The sequence below is a fragment of the Streptococcus infantis genome, assembly GCF_047465035.1.
GTDB classification, from domain to species: domain Bacteria; phylum Bacillota; class Bacilli; order Lactobacillales; family Streptococcaceae; genus Streptococcus; species Streptococcus infantis_T.
Genome location: NZ_JASHAQ010000028.1, coordinates 1 through 16,739 on the forward strand (window position 1 = coordinate 1; position 16,739 = coordinate 16,739).

Here is a 16,739-nt window from a genome sequence, read left to right on the forward strand (position 1 = left end):
ACTCACCTGAGTACAATCCTATTGAGAAAACATGGGCCCATATCAAAAAGCATCTCAAAAAGGTATTGCCAAGTTGTAGTACTTTTTTCGAGGCTTTTTTGTCTTGTTCTTGTTTCAATTGACTATAATTGATTTCTTCAGAGAAAGACTGTAAAATTTTTGATATAATATGTAGGATGGACTGATGGATATTTAAAAGATAATGTTCAAAAGAATCACAGGTAAGAATTAAAAACATGTCAGTTTGGACAGAAGTCTCTCTACCATCATCCATGCAGAAACAAGATTATATGAAATAAAAGGAGTAACCAATGTCCGGAAACTATTCAACACGTGAATTCCGCGAGAAACTATATGATGACCTTCATGTTCGATTAAGAGATACAGTGATTTTGATGTGTGCGATTTTTATTGCCTCGATAGGTCTAAATATGAATTCAACAGCTGTCATTATTGGAGCTATGCTGATTTCCCCTCTTATGACACCGATTGTTGGACTGGGGTTTGGTTTAGCTATTTTTGATACGCGTTTAATCAAGCAATCTCTAGAGGTTTTATTTACTCAAGTATTGGTCAGTTTGCTTGTATCGACTCTGTATTTCTGGATTTCTCCCTTATCTTATGCAAGTAGCGAGTTGATTGCACGAACCTCTCCAACCATTTGGGATGTTCTCATTGCTATTGCTGGTGGGATAGCAGGTTTCATTGGTTCAAGGAAAAAAGAAGCAAACAATATCGTACCAGGAGTAGCCATTGCAACAGCTCTGATGCCACCTATCTGCACTGCAGGTTACGGTTTAGCTAATGGAAATGTACGATTTTTATTTGGAGCTCTTTATCTTTTCTTGATCAACTGTGTCTTTATCATGCTAATCAACATTGTTGGAACAAGAATTATGATGAGAAAATCTCCCTTAAGTTCATTTAAAGAGCTAAACATTAAAATGAGAATTGGGTTGATATCCTTGATTGTATTATTGATTCTTCCGGCTAGTTATTCAGCAATTACTTTGACGATAGATCAAGCGCGAAAAGAAGGAATCAAACAGTTTGTAGGAAAAGAGTTCGCCAATCACACGGTCATTAATCAAGTCTACAAATCAAGAAACAATGAGTTGGTCTTGACGGTTGTTGGAGATCCGATTTCAGAAGAAGAATTAGAAACGCTCCACCAAAAACAAGCCTCTTACGGTATTCAATCTGTTCAATTGAAAGTCAATCAAGTTCATAATTCGACAAAATTAGACAGTGATTCGACCAAGGAATTTTATGAAACCATTAACAAGTATATCGATCAAAAACTCTCTGAAAAGGATTCACAAAAAGATCTCGTAAAAGAAAATGAAGCAGACAAGGATTGAGGACAATGAACTGAATCGGTTTTTACGCCGTGTTTTTCTTGTATCTTCCTCTTTCTTACTTATAGCAGGTTGTTTTTGATAAATCTAAGCAACACTAAATGATGAAGTGAAAGGGGATGAATCTTTGATAGTATTCATTTATTGTGAAATATGATATATTTATTAATTAGATGGATGAATACTTCTAGAGTTAAATATAGCATAATAGGGACAGACTTTTTGGTTTATTTTTGTTTGTAGTCGGATTATGAAAGAATATCCAATATTATGCGATAAGATAGAATGTTACAAAAAAGAAAGGGGATGCAATCCGATGAAGAAAGACAGATTAATTGTATTGACAGATGCTGTTCTAGCAATTATTATGACCATCTTGATTTTAGAGTTAGAAAAACCAACAACACCAAGTCTTGAAGCTTTTTGGGATTTACGGCAAAATTTCTTTGCTTGTTTTCTTTCCTTTTTCTGGTTGGGATCGTTATGGATGGCACTAAACACATTATGGGAAAAGGTTGAGAAAATTTCCTCAGAAATTATTTGGTGGAATTTGTTTCTACTCTTGGAGCGGCAGGAGTTCTCTTTGGAGAATTTCATGCCATCCAAGATACCAGTCTGAATGATGTGGTGGACCGGATCTATATAAATGTCAAGGATTTACCGTTTCAGTCCTTGGGAGCTTTAGCTAATATCCTGTCTGATGTTAAGAAGGGACTGATTCAAGACAGTCATATCTGGTCTTTCTTCCAGTCATTTTTCAAACAATATCAGTTGATAATCAGCTTAAATCAGATCTATCAGTTTGTCTATCTTTCTCTGATGGAGATCATGTCCTATCTTCACTTTGATTATTGGAAAAAACGGCTCGGTCAGGAGCTAGTATGAATAAGGAGAACAAATGAGACGTTTAAAAATGTTATGGCATATTATACAGGTTACGGGTTTTACTCGGTTTGCTCTGAGTTTTGTGACCTTTGTTTTTGGGTCAGGAGGCGTGCTTTTCCTAGTTGAACCTGCTATCACAAATTACGGAGACGGTCTTTGGTATGCTTTTGTGACTTCGACGACTGTCGGCTACGGGGATCTCCTAGCTGTGACCTTGATTGGAAGGATTACCAGTGTCTTCTTGACGATTTATGGGCTCATATTTTTTGGCTGTTTATCAGCTGTTATTATTAATTATTATACCGATTTAAATAAGGAAAGAGGAGAGGACAAATGACTGCCAATTATTCAACACGGGAATACCGTGAGAAATTATACGATGACCTTCATGTTCGATTGAGAGATACAGCGATTTTGATGTGTGCAATTTTTATTGCCTCTATCGGTCTAAATATGAATTCAACAGCTGTTATTATTGGAGCCATGTTAATTTCACCTCTCATGACACCGATTGTTGGACTGGGATTCGGTTTAGCTATTTTTGATACGCGTTTAATCAAGCAATCTCTAGAGGTTTTATTGACTCAAGTGTTGGTCAGTTTGCTTGTCTCGACTCTGTATTTCTGGATTTCTCCCTTGTCTTATGCAAGTAGCGAGTTGATCGCACGAACCTCTCCAACCATTTGGGATGTTCTCATTGCTATTGCTGGTGGGATTGCTGGTGTGATCGGTTCAAGGAAAAAAGAAGCAAACAATATCGTGCCAGGAGTAGCCATTGCTACAGCTTTGATGCCGCCTATCTGTACTGCTGGCTATGGTTTAGCTAATGGGAATGTACGATTTTTATTGGGGGCTCTCTATCTTTTCTTGATCAACTGTGTCTTTATCATGCTAGCCAACATTGTTGGAACAAGAATTTTGATGAGAAAATCTCCTTTAACTTCATTTAAAGAGCTGAGCATTAAAATGAGAATTGGCTTGATTTCTTTGATTGTATTGTTGATTCTTCCAGCTAGCTATTCGGCAGTTACTCTGACAATAGAACAAGCGCGCAAAGAAGGGATCAAACAGTTTGTAGGAAAAGAGTTCGCCAATTATACGGTTATTAATCAAGTCTACAAGTCAAGTAACAATGAATTGGTCTTGACGGTTGTTGGAGATCCGATTTCAGAAGAAGAATTAGAAACACTCCACCAAAAACAAGCCTCTTACGGTATTCAATCTGTTCAATTGAAAGTGAATCAAGTTCAGAACTCGCCAACATTAGATAGTGAAGCGACCAAGGAATTTTATGAAAACATTGACAAGTATATTGATCAAAAACTCTCTGAAAAAGATTCACAAAACGATCTCGTAAAAGAAAATGAAGCAGACAAGGATTGAGGATACTGACTTTATCTAACTCATGAAAGTAAATCTTGTGTGGTGGTTTGGTCAATCACTACTAGCTCGGATTAAATAATACTCTTCGAAAATCAAATTCAAACCACGTCAGCGTCGCCTTACCGTACTCAAGTACAGCTTGCGGCTAGCTTCCTAGTTTGCTTTTTGATTTTCATTGAGTAAAAATATAAAAAGCAACAGCTGAAATAGTTGTTGCTTTTTAGGTAGCTAGGATTTTATCTCTTATTTCTCAACGCGTGATTTGTTGGCGATATCAGCTAGGATAGCTTGAACAAAGTCATCAACTGAGACAGTTTGTGTTTCTTTTTGGCCATAGCGACGAACGTTAACAGTTCCGTCTTCCATTTCCTTGTCCCCAACGATCAATTGGTAAGGAATCTTGCTTGTTTGTGACGCACGGATCTTGAACTGCATTTTTTCATTGCGCTCATCTACATCTGCACGGACACCACGGTCACGGAGTTTTTTAGCTACTTCCCATGCGTAGTCCACGTGTTTTTCGTTAGATACTGGGATGAGAGTTACTTGGTGAGGTGCTAGCCATGTTGGGAAGGCACCCTTGTAGTTCTCAATCAAGATAGCTGTGAAGCGTTCCATAGTTGAGATAACTCCACGGTGGATCATAACTGGACGGTGCTCTTCACCATCAGCTCCGATATATTTAAGGTCGAAGCGTTCTGGAAGCAAGAAGTCAAGTTGGATAGTAGAAAGAGTTTCTTCTTTTCCAAGAGCGGTCTTAACTTGAATATCCAATTTTGGTCCGTAGAAGGCTGCTTCACCTTCGGCTTCAAAGTAGTCCACGCCCATTTCATCAAGGGCTGCACGAAGCATGGTTTGAGCATTTTCCCACATCTCATCGTTGTCAAAGTACTTGTGAGTATCTTGAGGGTCACGAAGAGAGAGGCGGAAGCGGTATTCAGTCAAGTTGAAGTCTTCATAAACATCGATAATCAACTGAAGAGCACGTTGGAATTCTTCTTGGATTTGTTCAGGAGTTACAAAGAGGTGACCGTCGTTGAGAGACATTTCACGCACACGTTGAAGGCCTGTTAGGGCACCAGATTTTTCGTAACGGTGCATCATCCCGATTTCAGCGATACGGATTGGCAATTCACGGTATGAGTGAACATGGTGCTTGAAGACTTGGATGTGGTGTGGGCAGTTCATTGGACGAAGGACAAATTCTTCACCGTCCCCCATGTCCATAGTTGGGAACATGTCTTCTTGGTAGTGATCCCAGTGACCAGAAGTCTTATAAAGCTCTACAGAAGCAAGTGGTGGAGTGTAAACGTGTTGATAGCCAGAAGCTAACTCCTTGTCGACGATGTAGCGTTCCAACTCACGACGGATAGTCGCCCCATTTGGCAACCAGAATGGAAGCCCTTGACCAACCTCTTGAGAAATCATAAATAGATCAAGCTCTTTACCAAGTTTACGGTGGTCACGTTCTTTGGCTTCTTCACGCATTTGAAGGTAGTTTTTCAAGTCTTTCTTGTCGAACCAAGCTGTACCATAGATCCGTTGCATCATGGCGTTGTCGCTATTTCCACGCCAGTAGGCACCAGCTACATGGAGAAGGTGGAAGATTTGGATACGGCCTGTTGATGGGACGTGTGGGCCACGGCAAAGGTCTACATACTCACCTTGACGGTAGATGGTCAAGCCACCCTCGTCTTCTGAGTGCTCTTCAATTAATTCAAGCTTGTAAGGGTCGTTTTTGAAGATTTCACGGGCTTCATCTTTTGTCACTTCTTCACGGATTGATGGGAAGTTTTCTTTAACGATTTTTTGCATTTCTTCTTCGATACGAGGAAGATCTTCGTTAGAGATTTGACCAGCTTGGTTATCAGTATCGTAGTAGAAACCATCTTCGATAGCTGGACCAACACCCAAGTGAATGTCTGGGAAAAGGCGACGAGCGGCTTGAGCGAACAAGTGGGCTGCTGAGTGACGCAAGATATCCAATGCATCTTCGTGATCTGGTGTCACGATTTCGATGCTTCCGTCTTCAGTAATAGCACGAGTAGTGTCGATGAGTTTGCCGTTAAATTTACCAGCAAGAGCTTTTTTAGCTAGAGAATTGCTGATGGATTGAGCAATTTCAAAAGTTGTAACGCCAGATTCGAATTCACGAACAGCGCCATCTGGGAAAGTAATTTGAATCATGATTTTCTCCTTATATTAGTTATCAATTATTTCTATAGCAGAAGTGTTTCCCTATTTTGCAGTCTTAAATCAAGAAAAACAAAAAGCGACATCCTAAAAAGGACGTCGCAACGTGGTTCCACCTTCATTTATGTTCCTCAAAAAAGAGGGACACCTCTGATTGGCTCTAACGTGGCCACCGTTTTATGTTTGCATAAAAGTCAATAGAGTAGTATCAGTATAGTCTTCCTATGCGTTCTCAGCAACCACGCACTCTCTGGTAGAAAGGGGCTAAGTGACTTGTCTCTATGCATTATTATAGCATGATTGTGAGATTTTTCAAGGTTTTTGTGAAAGTTTTTTCCTTTTCAGTTTTTGTACTAGATTCTTAATAGCGACCCCGACAGCCATACCCGCGAGGGCAAAGATTTCATAGGCTAGGAAGTAGAGAAGGATAAATTCTCCGAAAGTAATGATGGTAAAGCAAAAGAGCAAGCCAACTCCAATTAACCACCAAACTGAGAACTTGAAACGATAAGAGTAGAATAGTGATACTATGAAAGTCACCAGTGGAGAGAAGATAATAACGTTGCCGATGGTGAGCTCCTTCAAGATATAGTTTTCAGTAATAGTCCATAATAACAGCTCATAAAGTGGCCAATAAAAGAAAAATATGACCAGATAGTAGGGGAGATATTGCGAGAATTTACGCATGGTAATCACCTCTCTTTTCAAGATGTCAACTTAGATATCCTTCCTATAACTATTATAGCACTTTTGCGGTAAGAATAGTAAATCAGTTGACAAAGAACTTAGTTCTTGGTAGAATAAGAAATGTCGTAAAGACAAATAACTTCTTCTTGGTTACAGGCATGCCAACCTGTCACTCGGATGAAGCCAAATAAAAAGGAGAAACATCATGGCAATCTCAAAAGAGAAAAAAAATGAAATCATCGCACAATATGCACGTCACGAAGGTGATACAGGTTCAGTAGAGGTTCAAGTTGCTGTCCTTACTTGGGAAATCAACCACCTTAACGAACACATCAAACAACACAAAAAAGACCACGCTACTTACCGTGGATTGATGAAGAAAATCGGTCGCCGTCGTAACTTGCTTGCATACTTGCGTAAAAACGACGTTAACCGTTACCGTGAGTTGATCAACTCTCTTGGACTTCGTCGTTAATTCAAGATATAAAGGCCGTCAAAAGCACAAAGCAAAAATAGGAAAATTGACGAAGAAACTTCAGTTTCTAGGAGATTTTATCTTTTTTGCCAAGTGCTTAGGCCGTGTTCAATTGAGCACATCTTGAAAATAAGGCTACTCGATTGGGTAGTCTTTTTGTTTTTCTGTATTTTAGACCGAGATCAAATCGCTCTCTGATATCAGAGGGCTTTTTTATTTTTGTCATCTTGCCTCGATATACTCAAGTATAATCTTCGGTTACGGTTCCTAGCACTGTAAGGTAAAATAAACCAGCTATGTCTCCCTTGGGGGAGATTTTTTTGTTTCACTAGGATTTTAGCCCGAGCTCAAATCAGCTCTCTGACTTCAGAGGGTTTTTTTGTGCATTTTTCTAGCCTTGTTCCTGCCTTGGAAATGTGGTATACTATTTATGAAAATTGTCTAAATTTTTAATATTTGATTAGGGGAGGGTTTCATGCTTTCCAAATTTTCTGGAAGCCATCAAAACCTGCGATATGTTTTTCTCCTATCTCTGTTGCTCGGAGCTTTGGGAGTCTCTCTGTTTTTAGCTGTTTCGATGGGGTCTGTTCAAATTAGTTTGAGCGATACCTATCGGATTATATTAAGTAAGATGGGAGCTCCGTTGGACATAGGAGACATTTCGAAGTCGACACTTGCTATTGTTTGGAATATGAGATTACCACGGGTTTTTCTTGGTTTGATAGTTGGTGCAGGCCTTTCCATGTGTGGTAGCGTCATGCAGTCAACGGTCAATAATCCAATCGCAGAACCCTATGTGTTAGGAATTTCTGCTGGGGCAACCTTTGGTGCGACTTTGAGCATCATCCTCGGATTTAAGGTCATGATTGGTCTTGGCTCTTTCCTTGGAGCGCTTGTGGCAACAGTTGCAGTCCTTCTGATTGCTTCCATGCAAGGCAGGATGACAACTTCTAGCCTGATTTTATCAGGGACAGTTGTGAATGCACTATTTTTGGCTTTTTCAAACTTTATTATCTCAATTGGCGCTAATGCTGATAGTGTCATGACCATCAAGTTTTGGACCATGGGTTCTTTAGCGGGGACTTCCTGGGCTCACTTAACCTTGCCAACTATAATCGTGGGAATTGCTTTTTTATTTTTCTCTACCCAATATCGTGTTTTTAATGCCATGATGATGGGTGATGAGGCGGCTTTGACCTTAGGGATTCCCCTACGTTTTTACTGGTATCTCTATGTGACGATTGTGGCTATAATGACAGCAATCTTGGTATCGACTTGTGGGATTATTGGTTTTGTTGGTCTCATCACACCTCATTTAGCACGAAGTTTGGTTGGTACTAATTACAGAAGACTTTTTCCGATCGCTACTTTGCTCGGCGCCCTCTTTGTTATCTGGGCAGATGTCCTTGCTCGTGTCTTGATTCAAAATGCTGAGCTGCCGATTGGGATTTTTACAGCTCTAGTAGGTGCCCCTTTCTTTATCTACATGGTTGGAAGTAGACGAGGGGAGGTGAAGATCTGATATGGACTTAATGTGCCAGGATATTCACTTTGGAATCGGAGAAAAAAAGATTCTCAAAGGAGTCTCGCTCAAACTGGAGGGCAAGCAATTTCATACCATTTTGGGACCCAATGGAGGTGGGAAAACTAGCTTGCTGAAACTCCTCTATCGACAGGAAAAGCCTGATCAAGGCTTGATTTCTCTAAATGGAAACCCCTTGGAACAAATGAGCGTCAAGGAAACGGCAAAGCAGATGGCAGTCGTCACGCAGTTTAATCAGTTACAATTTGATTGTAGGGTTGAGGAAATTGTCATGCTGGGCAGAACACCCCATCTCTCTTTCTTACAAAAGGAAAAAGAAAAAGACTTTGCCTTGGTTGAGGATGCTCTGGTTAAGGTAGATATGTTCGAAAAGAGAAATCGACTCTACTCTTCTTTGTCAGGAGGAGAGAAGCAGCGGGTTTTGTTGGCACGCGCCTTGGCCCAGGAACCGACTCTCCTGCTCTTAGACGAACCGACCAATCATTTGGATATCAAGTACCAGCTAGACTTGTTAACCATTGTCAAACATCTCAATATCAATGTACTAGCAGTATTACACGATATTCAGCTGGCTTGTCGTTATTCAGACTATCTCTATCTGATGAAAGAAGGAGAAATTGTTTACCAAGGGACTCCAAAAGAGACCATCACACCCGAGTCTTTGCAGGCTGTCTATGGCGTTCAAAGTAAGATTACTTGGACGGAAGACCAGCAAGCCATGATTCACTATTTATAAAAAATGAAAAGGAAAACAAAACATGAAAAAATCATTTAGTATTTTGCTCCTAACAGTAGCAACCTTATCTTTGGCAGCTTGTGGTAACGCATCTAAAGAAACATCAAGTGCACCAGCTACAACAGAAGCTAGTCAAAAATCTACTACAGAAACCAACTATCCTGTAACCATCAAAACTTATGATGTCAAAGGAAATGAAGTCGAACAAGTTTTTGAAAAGGCACCTGAAAAGGTCATCACCAACAATCTTTCAACAACTGAAATCCTGCTTGAACTTGGTTTGAAAGATAAAATTGCCGGCATGCTCAATCCTGATAATGCCGTAACTGGTAAATACAAGGAAGCAATTGAAGCCATCCCTCATATTGGTGATAAAAAATCAGTCTCACAAGAAACGGTTCTTTCTTATGAACCAGACGCTTTGATGGGACGTAACATGATGTTCTCTGAAAAGTCAATGGGAACTATCAGTGCTTGGAATGAAAATAAAATCCCTGTTTATACGCAAAAAGCCTCACTTTCAACTATCCAACAGGATTTAGGAAATATCGTAGAAGACGTGAAGAATCTTGGTACAATTTTCAATGTTCAAGACAAGGCAAACCAATACGCAGAGCAATTGCAAGCTAAAATCGATGCGGTTAAAAAAGCCAATCCAGAAACACAGGGTGAAAAGAAAAAAGCTCTGATTATGGTTGCTTACAATGACGAAACCTTTGGTGCCTACAAGTCAGCCCTTCAAGAAAGTTTGCTCAACCAACTTGGTTATACCAATGTCGCAACAGGAACATCTGGTTTGACCTTGGAAAACTTAGTATCAATGGATCCAGAGTTGATTATCTATGTAACCAGCGACCGCAATCAAAAGTTGGATGAAAAAGCAGTGGATTTGATGAAGGCAAATGCTGTTTTAGAAAATGTCCCAGCAATCAAGAACCAAAAAATCATGACCATCTCTTACGATGAGTTGATGGACTACGGTCCAGCAGTGATTGACTCACTTGAAAAAATCAATGACTTTATCAAGAAATAAGGAGTTTAACTGGGAAGGGATTCGTGTTAGAGTCAGCCTTCCTTCAAACTATGACTCTCAACAAGCCTACCCAGTTGTGCTTTTAAATGATGGGGAACTAGATTATTTATCAGACCTATCCCAATCTGTGATTTTGGCGGGCTTGATTCCAGAAAATCGTCTGGATGACTTTACACCTTGGAAAGCTAGTTCTTTGAAAGAAGGGGCTCCAGATTTTGGTGGAAAGGTAGATGCCTACAATCAAAAGGTCTTTCAAGGGATTCTAACAACTCTAAAAAAATCCTACTTGATAGATGAAAGCAGGATTGCTTATGGTGGCTATTCACTGGGCGGTCTTGCAGCTGTTTATAGTCTCTATAGGAGCCATCTTCCTGCGACCTGTATCTTTTCTATCTGTGGTTCTTTCTGGTATCCAGACTTTATAGACTATTGTAGGGAACATGACTTGATACAGAGCCAAAGTCTGATTTATCTGCAAAATGGTCAGACAGAAGGTGCCAATCATTCCAATCGTCTGTCTAAGGCTCCTGTTTTTGCAAGGGGACTACATGATCTGATATCAGAGAAAGTTCCCTCAGCTTATTCCACCTTTGATGCTTATGGGCATCATGAAGCTCTCGACCAACGCTATCAACATTTTTGTGATTGGCTGAGAGACGAGTGGAATCTTACGTAAAAATCTAATACTCTTTGTTTAGGATGGACAGAGAGTATTTTTCTTGCCTTTAATCGGGTATGTTTTTACATTTCGGAGTGATTATCCAAACCGAAAGTTTAACTGAAATGCATCAAAATGTGGTATAATGAGTAGATAGATAGAATCGAGGATATTATGTCATTTACGAAATTTAAATTTAAAAAATATATAGAAGAGGCCTTGGAGGAGTTGAAGTTTACGACTCCTACCGAGGTGCAGGAAAAGTTGATTCCTATTGTCTTGGCTGGTCGAGACTTGGTTGGTGAATCAAAAACAGGTTCAGGAAAGACTCATACTTTCTTGCTTCCAATTTTCCAACAGTTGGATGAAGAAAGCGACAGTGTGCAAGCCGTTATCACAGCTCCAAGTCGTGAGTTGGCGACTCAGATTTACCAGGCAGCCCGCCAGATTGCAGGGCACTCAGAAATTGAAATTCGTGTTGTCAACTACGTTGGTGGTACGGACAAGGCACGTCAGATTGACAAACTGGCAAGCAACCAGCCCCATATCGTCATTGGAACACCAGGTCGTATCTATGATTTGGTAAAATCTGGTGATCTTGCTATCCACAAGGCTAAAACTTTTGTAGTTGATGAAGCCGACATGACCTTGGATATGGGATTCTTGGAAACAGTTGATAAGATTGCAGGAAGTCTTCCGAAAGACTTGCAGTTTATGGTCTTCTCAGCGACTATTCCGCAAAAACTGCAACCATTCTTGAAAAAATACTTGTCTAATCCAGTTATGGAAAAAATCAAGACCAAAACAGTTATCTCTGACACCATTGATAACTGGTTGATTTCGACCAAGGGTCGTGACAAGAATGCTCAGATTTATGAATTGACTCAAGTCATGCAGCCATATCTAGCCATGATTTTTGTCAATACTAAGACTCGTGCAGATGAATTGCATACATATTTAACAGCCCAAGGCTTGAAGGTTGCTAAGATTCATGGAGATATTGCACCTCGTGAACGTAAACGTATCATGAATCAGGTGAAGAACCTTGATTTTGAGTATATTGTTGCGACTGACTTGGCTGCGCGTGGGATTGATATTGAAGGTGTCAGCCATGTTATCAATGATGCTATTCCACAAGACTTGTCCTTCTTTGTTCACCGTGTTGGACGAACTGGACGTAATGGTTTGCCTGGTACAGCCATTACACTTTACCAGCCTAGTGACGACTCAGATATTCGTGAATTAGAGAAACTAGGGATCAAGTTTGTGCCTAAGATGGTTAAAGACGGAGAATTCCAAGATACCTATGACCGCGATCGTCGTGCCAATCGTGAGAAGAAACAAGAAAAATTGGACATCGAAATGATTGGCTTGGTTAAAAAGAAAAAGAAAAAAGTCAAACCAGGATATAAGAAAAAAATCCAGTGGGCTGTCGATGAAAAACGTCGTAAAGCCAAGCGAGCAGAAGGTCGTGCTCGTGGACGTGCAGAGCGAAAAGCTAAACGCCAGACATTTTAAAAATGAAACAGTAGGACCAAGTGGTTTTACTGTTTTTTTGAGCAATGAAAAGGATATTCCTTAACATTAAGATTAGTTCTGTGAGATTGAGTGTGATAATACTTCCTACTGTAGTTCAGGCTTGTTCGATAATAGCAGAGTAGTGAGAGGAATGCTATAAAGTTCAATTAAGAAAGTACCAAAATTGTTAAAAGTTTTTAGCAGCGGGAGAAGATTAAGATTTTTAGTTGTTAAGATGTTATCAAAGTAAAATAAAAAGCCTAAGAAACATTGGTTTCTAGGGCTTTTTTAAGTTTGTTAACTTTATTCCCACTCAACAGTTGCAGGTGGTTTACTTGTAATATCGTAGACGATACGGTTAACGTGGTCCACTTCGTTTACGATACGTACTGAGATTTTTTGGAGAACTTCCCAAGGAATCTTAGCGAAGTCGGCTGTCATTCCATCGATAGAAGTGATGGCACGAATCGCAATCGTATAGTCATAAGTACGGCCATCTCCCATAACACCTACTGAACGAACACCAGTGTTAACAGTGAAGTATTGCCAGATATCGCGGTCAAGGCCAGCTTTAGCGATTTCTTCACGAAGGATAGCGTCTGATTCGCGAACTGTTTCAAGCTTTTCTTCTGTGATTTCACCCATAACACGGATCGCAAGACCTGGACCTGGGAATGGTTGGCGCCATACGATGTGGTCTGGCATGCCAAGCTCAGTACCGAGAGCACGAACCTCATCCTTGTAAAGAGTATTGAGTGGTTCGATAAGCTCGAACTGCATGTCTTCTGGAAGTCCACCCACGTTATGGTGAGATTTGATGGTTTGAGCAGTATCCGTACCTGACTCGATAACGTCTGTGTAAAGTGTTCCTTGAGCCAAGAATTTTACATCTTTTAGCTTGCTTGCTTCATCATCAAAGACATAAACAAATTCATTACCGATAATCTTCCGTTTTTGTTCAGGGTCAGACACACCGGCCAATTTATCAAGGAAACGTTTGGCAGCATCTGCTTTAACGATATTGAGACCAAACTTACCACCAAGCATATCCATAACTTGATCAGCTTCCCCTTTACGAAGAAGACCGTGGTCTACAAAGATACAGATCAATTGATCACCGATGGCTTTTTGGAGAAGAACCCCAACGACAGAAGAGTCAACACCACCAGAAAGTCCGAGGAGAACACGTTTGTCTCCAACTTTCTCACGGATTTGTTTGATTTGCATGTCGATGAAGTTATCCATTGTCCAGTCGCCTTTTGCACCACAGATATTCAAGGCAAAGTTACGGAGGATATCATAACCGTGAACTGAGTGGCGAACCTCTGGGTGGAATTGGATACCGTAAATTTTCTTGTCTGGGTTTTCGATAGATGCGTAAGGACAGTCAGCAGAAGTTCCAGTACGGACAAAATCAGCAGGAATTTCTGTAACAGCATCACCGTGGCTCATCAAGACCAGTTGCTCATCTGGAGTACCCGCAAAAAGAGCTGATTCTGTGTGAGTCAATGTTGATTGACCGTATTCACGGTTACCAGCATCGCCTGCAGGAACAACCTTACCACCAAGCTTGTGAGTTAATAGCTGCATACCATAGCAGATTCCCAAAATCGGAATTCCAAGTTCAAAAATCTTTGGATCAATATCGAATGATCCTTCTTCGTAAACAGAGTTTGGACCACCTGAAAGTACAATCCCGATAGGATTGATAGCACGGACTTCGTCAGCCGAAATCTTGTGACTTTTTAGTTCTGAAAAGACACCAATCTCACGGATACGACGTGAGATAAGTTGGTTATACTGGCTACCATAGTCCAGTACGATGATCTTTTCGACATCTTGCAAATCAGTTGAAATGTTGCTCATCTTTTCCCTTTCTTCAAAGAAATATCTTCTTGAATATTCTATCATAAAAGGGTTAGAATTACCAACCAAACAAGTGCGGTTTGACTTTTCCCCATGAGATAGGGTACAATGGAAAAAATAAAGAAAAGAAGTGAGCAAGCATGTTACCAGCTTATATGAAAATCCACGACCAAATCAAGAAAGACATTGATGAGGGAAGTTGGAAAATTGGGGAAAGACTTCCAAGTGAGCGAGATTTAGCTGAGGAATTTGAAGTTAGTCGTATGACCCTGCGTCAAGCCATCTCCCTTTTGGTCGAGGAGGGGGTTTTGGAGCGTCGTGTGGGTAGTGGGACCTTTGTTTCTAGTACTCGTGTTCAGGAAAAAATGCGTGGAACAACTAGTTTTACGGAGATTGTAAAAGCTCAGGGTAAAACACCATCGAGTCATCTGATTTCCTATCGTCGAACGATCCCTAATGAGCAAGAAGTTGAAAAATTAGGGATTAAGGCTACTGAAAATATTATCCGTATGGAACGTGTTCGCTATGCAGATAAGGTTCCGGTTGTCTATGAAGTAGCTTCTATTCCTGAGAAATTTATCAAGAATTTCAAGAAAGAAGAAGTAACCAAGCATTTCTTTCAAACCTTACAGAAACATGGTTATCGGATTGGTAAATCTCACCAGACTATTTATGCTCGCTTAGCCAAGGAAAAAATTGCTCATTATCTGGAAGTAGAAAAGGGGCATGCTATTTTAGGACTGACTCAGGTTTCTTACTTTGATGATGGTACGGCTTTCGAGTATGTAAAGAGCCAATACGTCGGAGAACGTTTTGAGTTTTATCTAGAAAATAATTAGTTTTTAAGAAATCTCTTGAAGTTAGGAATCCTATCCACTTTAAGAGTTTTTATTTTGTTAAGATTAGAAAACATTTTCCGATTAAGAAAAATAGTAATCATACGAGTATTTTTCAAAGATTCGTGTTATAATAGTTAGGTTATATGGTCCCGATAAGGTGGTAGTGAACATCGTTTATCGATTCTCTACCAGTACTTTGTAACTCTATAACGAATATTTTTTTAAGGGGGGACATTTTTATGTCAGAACGTAAATTATTCACGTCTGAATCTGTATCTGAGGGGCATCCAGATAAGATTGCAGACCAAATTTCAGATGCTATCTTGGATGCTATTTTAGAGCAAGATCCAGAAGCCCACGTTGCTGCTGAAACAGCTGTTTATACTGGTTCAGTTCATGTTTTTGGTGAAATTTCAACCAATGCCTATGTAGATATTAACCGTGTGGTACGTGATACGATTGCAGAGATTGGCTATACCAACACTGAGTATGGATTCTCAGCTGAAACAGTAGGAGTTCATCCATCATTGGTAGAGCAATCTCCAGATATCGCCCAAGGTGTTAATGAAGCCTTGGAAGTTCGTGGAAACGCAGATCAAGATCCACTTGATTTGATTGGAGCTGGAGACCAAGGTCTCATGTTTGGTTTTGCGGTTAATGAAACTGAAGAACTCATGCCATTGCCAATCTCACTCAGCCACAAGTTGGTTCGTCGTTTGGCAGAACTTCGTAAGTCTGGTGAAATTAGCTATCTTCGTCCAGATGCTAAATCACAAGTTACTGTTGAATATGATGAAAATGACCAGCCAGTACGCGTGGATACAGTCGTTATTTCAACTCAACACGATCCAGAAGTGAGCAACGACCAAATCCATGAAGATGTGATTAACAAGGTTATTAAAGAAGTGATTCCAGCTTCTTATCTTGACGACGAAACTAAATTCTTCATCAATCCAACAGGTCGTTTCGTTATCGGAGGACCTCAAGGAGACTCAGGTTTGACTGGTCGTAAGATCATCGTGGATACTTATGGTGGTTACTCACGTCACGGTGGTGGTGCCTTCTCTGGTAAGGATGCGACTAAGGTTGATCGTTCAGCTTCTTATGCAGCTCGCTACATTGCAAAAAACATAGTTGCTGCAGGTCTCGCTAAGAAAGCAGAAGTTCAATTGGCTTATGCCATTGGTGTAGCTCAACCTGTATCTGTTCGTATCGATACCTTCGGTACAGGAACAGTAGCGGAAAGCAAGCTTGAAAAAGCAGCGCGTCAAATCTTTGACCTTCGTCCAGCAGGGATTATTCAAATGCTAGATCTTAAACGTCCAATCTACCGTCAAACAGCGGCTTATGGACACATGGGACGTACAGATATTGACCTTCCATGGGAACGCTTGGATAAGGTAGAAGCCTTGAAAGAAGCAGTTAAATAAAGTAAAAAGGGCTCTCTGTCAACTGTAGTGGGTTGAATAAAAAGCTAACATCTGGAGAGGACAATCGTTGTCCTCTCTATTTTTATATTAAGAGCGATGAAAATTCGTTTCTTAAAGTTGTCAAAGTTCCTAAAA

General features: G+C 40.3%; 15 protein-coding genes and 1 pseudogene. 13 read left to right on the plus strand and 3 right to left on the minus strand.

Annotated elements, in window-relative coordinates:
- From QM406_RS09345 to QM406_RS09365, 5 genes and pseudogenes are all read left to right on the plus strand, one after another.
- Positions 1-122: pseudogene (locus QM406_RS09345) on the plus strand (IS630 family transposase); the annotation flags it as partial.
- Between the two features lie 189 nt (positions 123-311).
- Entirely contained in the window at positions 312-1,361 is a 1,050-nt protein-coding gene (locus QM406_RS09350; RefSeq protein WP_414274070.1) for a DUF389 domain-containing protein, read from the plus strand.
- Between the two features lie 313 nt (positions 1,362-1,674).
- Positions 1,675-1,977 carry a TMEM175 family protein gene (locus tag QM406_RS09355; RefSeq protein WP_004240734.1) on the plus strand — a complete coding sequence of 101 codons (303 nt, stop codon included), beginning with the start codon at positions 1,675-1,677 and terminating at the stop codon, positions 1,975-1,977.
- A 279-nt stretch (positions 1,978-2,256) separates the two neighbouring features.
- The gene (locus QM406_RS09360) at positions 2,257-2,580 is read left to right on the plus strand and encodes a potassium channel family protein (protein ID WP_001253404.1); all 324 of its coding nucleotides are present in this window, start codon (positions 2,257-2,259) and stop codon (positions 2,578-2,580) included.
- Complete coding sequence (locus QM406_RS09365; RefSeq protein WP_000126416.1) at positions 2,577-3,626, plus strand: DUF389 domain-containing protein; 1,050 nt, start codon at positions 2,577-2,579, stop codon at positions 3,624-3,626. Before QM406_RS09360 ends, QM406_RS09365 begins: the two co-directional genes overlap by 4 nt.
- A gap of 243 nt (positions 3,627-3,869) precedes the next feature.
- Here QM406_RS09365 and thrS read toward each other — a convergent pair whose 3' ends face one another.
- Positions 3,870-5,813 carry a threonine--tRNA ligase gene (thrS, locus tag QM406_RS09370; RefSeq protein WP_414274071.1) on the minus strand — a complete coding sequence of 648 codons (1,944 nt, stop codon included), beginning with the start codon at positions 5,811-5,813 and terminating at the stop codon, positions 3,870-3,872.
- Between the two features lie 318 nt (positions 5,814-6,131).
- The gene (locus QM406_RS09375) at positions 6,132-6,506 is read right to left on the minus strand and encodes a hypothetical protein (protein ID WP_414274072.1); all 375 of its coding nucleotides are present in this window, start codon (positions 6,504-6,506) and stop codon (positions 6,132-6,134) included.
- A gap of 205 nt (positions 6,507-6,711) precedes the next feature.
- Between QM406_RS09375 and rpsO the strand changes: the two genes are divergently transcribed.
- The 6 genes from rpsO (at position 6,712) to QM406_RS09405 (ending at position 12,469) form a co-directional block, all read left to right on the plus strand.
- Positions 6,712-6,981 (plus strand): 30S ribosomal protein S15, encoded by a 270-nt coding sequence (gene rpsO, locus QM406_RS09380; protein WP_001018251.1) that lies wholly within the window; start codon positions 6,712-6,714, stop codon positions 6,979-6,981.
- Between the two features lie 475 nt (positions 6,982-7,456).
- Entirely contained in the window at positions 7,457-8,503 is a 1,047-nt protein-coding gene (locus QM406_RS09385; protein ID WP_414274073.1) for a FecCD family ABC transporter permease, read from the plus strand.
- A gap of 1 nt (position 8,504) precedes the next feature.
- Positions 8,505-9,260, plus strand: coding sequence for an ABC transporter ATP-binding protein (locus QM406_RS09390; RefSeq protein ID WP_414274074.1), 756 nt, complete (start codon positions 8,505-8,507; stop codon positions 9,258-9,260).
- A 22-nt stretch (positions 9,261-9,282) separates the two neighbouring features.
- Complete coding sequence (locus tag QM406_RS09395) at positions 9,283-10,293, plus strand: ABC transporter substrate-binding protein (RefSeq protein ID WP_414274075.1); 1,011 nt, start codon at positions 9,283-9,285, stop codon at positions 10,291-10,293.
- Entirely contained in the window at positions 10,274-10,969 is a 696-nt protein-coding gene (locus tag QM406_RS09400) for an alpha/beta hydrolase-fold protein (RefSeq protein ID WP_414274076.1), read from the plus strand. Before QM406_RS09395 ends, QM406_RS09400 begins: the two co-directional genes overlap by 20 nt.
- A gap of 156 nt (positions 10,970-11,125) precedes the next feature.
- Entirely contained in the window at positions 11,126-12,469 is a 1,344-nt protein-coding gene (locus QM406_RS09405) for a DEAD/DEAH box helicase (protein WP_414274077.1), read from the plus strand.
- Positions 12,470-12,772: 303 nt separating this feature from the next.
- Here the strand turns inward: QM406_RS09405 and guaA are convergent, their stop codons facing one another.
- Positions 12,773-14,335, minus strand: a complete 1,563-nt coding sequence (gene guaA / locus QM406_RS09410) for a glutamine-hydrolyzing GMP synthase (RefSeq protein ID WP_414274078.1) — start codon at positions 14,333-14,335, stop codon at positions 12,773-12,775.
- 140 nt (positions 14,336-14,475) lie between these two features.
- Between guaA and QM406_RS09415 the strand changes: the two genes are divergently transcribed.
- Positions 14,476-15,174, plus strand: a complete 699-nt coding sequence (locus tag QM406_RS09415) for a GntR family transcriptional regulator (RefSeq protein WP_414274079.1) — start codon at positions 14,476-14,478, stop codon at positions 15,172-15,174.
- Between the two features lie 239 nt (positions 15,175-15,413).
- Entirely contained in the window at positions 15,414-16,604 is a 1,191-nt protein-coding gene (gene metK, locus QM406_RS09420; RefSeq protein WP_414274080.1) for a methionine adenosyltransferase, read from the plus strand.
- Positions 16,605-16,739: the final 135 nt, after the last annotated feature.

Bases quoted from the DNA above. Each gene is read 5' to 3' on its own strand.
- QM406_RS09405 (WP_414274077.1), top strand. From the start codon at position 11,126: ATGTCATTTACGAAATTTAAATTTAAAAAATATATAGAAGAGGCCTTG.
- QM406_RS09385 (WP_414274073.1), top strand. From the start codon at position 7,457: ATGCTTTCCAAATTTTCTGGAAGCCATCAAAACCTGCGATATGTTTTT.
- QM406_RS09400 (WP_414274076.1), top strand. From the start codon at position 10,274: ATGACTTTATCAAGAAATAAGGAGTTTAACTGGGAAGGGATTCGTGTT.
- QM406_RS09365 (WP_000126416.1), top strand. From the start codon at position 2,577: ATGACTGCCAATTATTCAACACGGGAATACCGTGAGAAATTATACGAT.
- QM406_RS09390 (WP_414274074.1), top strand. From the start codon at position 8,505: ATGGACTTAATGTGCCAGGATATTCACTTTGGAATCGGAGAAAAAAAG.
- QM406_RS09355 (WP_004240734.1), top strand. From the start codon at position 1,675: ATGAAGAAAGACAGATTAATTGTATTGACAGATGCTGTTCTAGCAATT.
- QM406_RS09360 (WP_001253404.1), top strand. From the start codon at position 2,257: ATGAGACGTTTAAAAATGTTATGGCATATTATACAGGTTACGGGTTTT.
- QM406_RS09395 (WP_414274075.1), top strand. From the start codon at position 9,283: ATGAAAAAATCATTTAGTATTTTGCTCCTAACAGTAGCAACCTTATCT.
- guaA (WP_414274078.1), bottom strand. From the start codon at position 14,335: ATGAGCAACATTTCAACTGATTTGCAAGATGTCGAAAAGATCATCGTA.
- metK (WP_414274080.1), top strand. From the start codon at position 15,414: ATGTCAGAACGTAAATTATTCACGTCTGAATCTGTATCTGAGGGGCAT.
- QM406_RS09375 (WP_414274072.1), bottom strand. From the start codon at position 6,506: ATGCGTAAATTCTCGCAATATCTCCCCTACTATCTGGTCATATTTTTC.
- QM406_RS09415 (WP_414274079.1), top strand. From the start codon at position 14,476: ATGTTACCAGCTTATATGAAAATCCACGACCAAATCAAGAAAGACATT.
- rpsO (WP_001018251.1), top strand. From the start codon at position 6,712: ATGGCAATCTCAAAAGAGAAAAAAAATGAAATCATCGCACAATATGCA.
- thrS (WP_414274071.1), bottom strand. From the start codon at position 5,813: ATGATTCAAATTACTTTCCCAGATGGCGCTGTTCGTGAATTCGAATCT.
- QM406_RS09350 (WP_414274070.1), top strand. From the start codon at position 312: ATGTCCGGAAACTATTCAACACGTGAATTCCGCGAGAAACTATATGAT.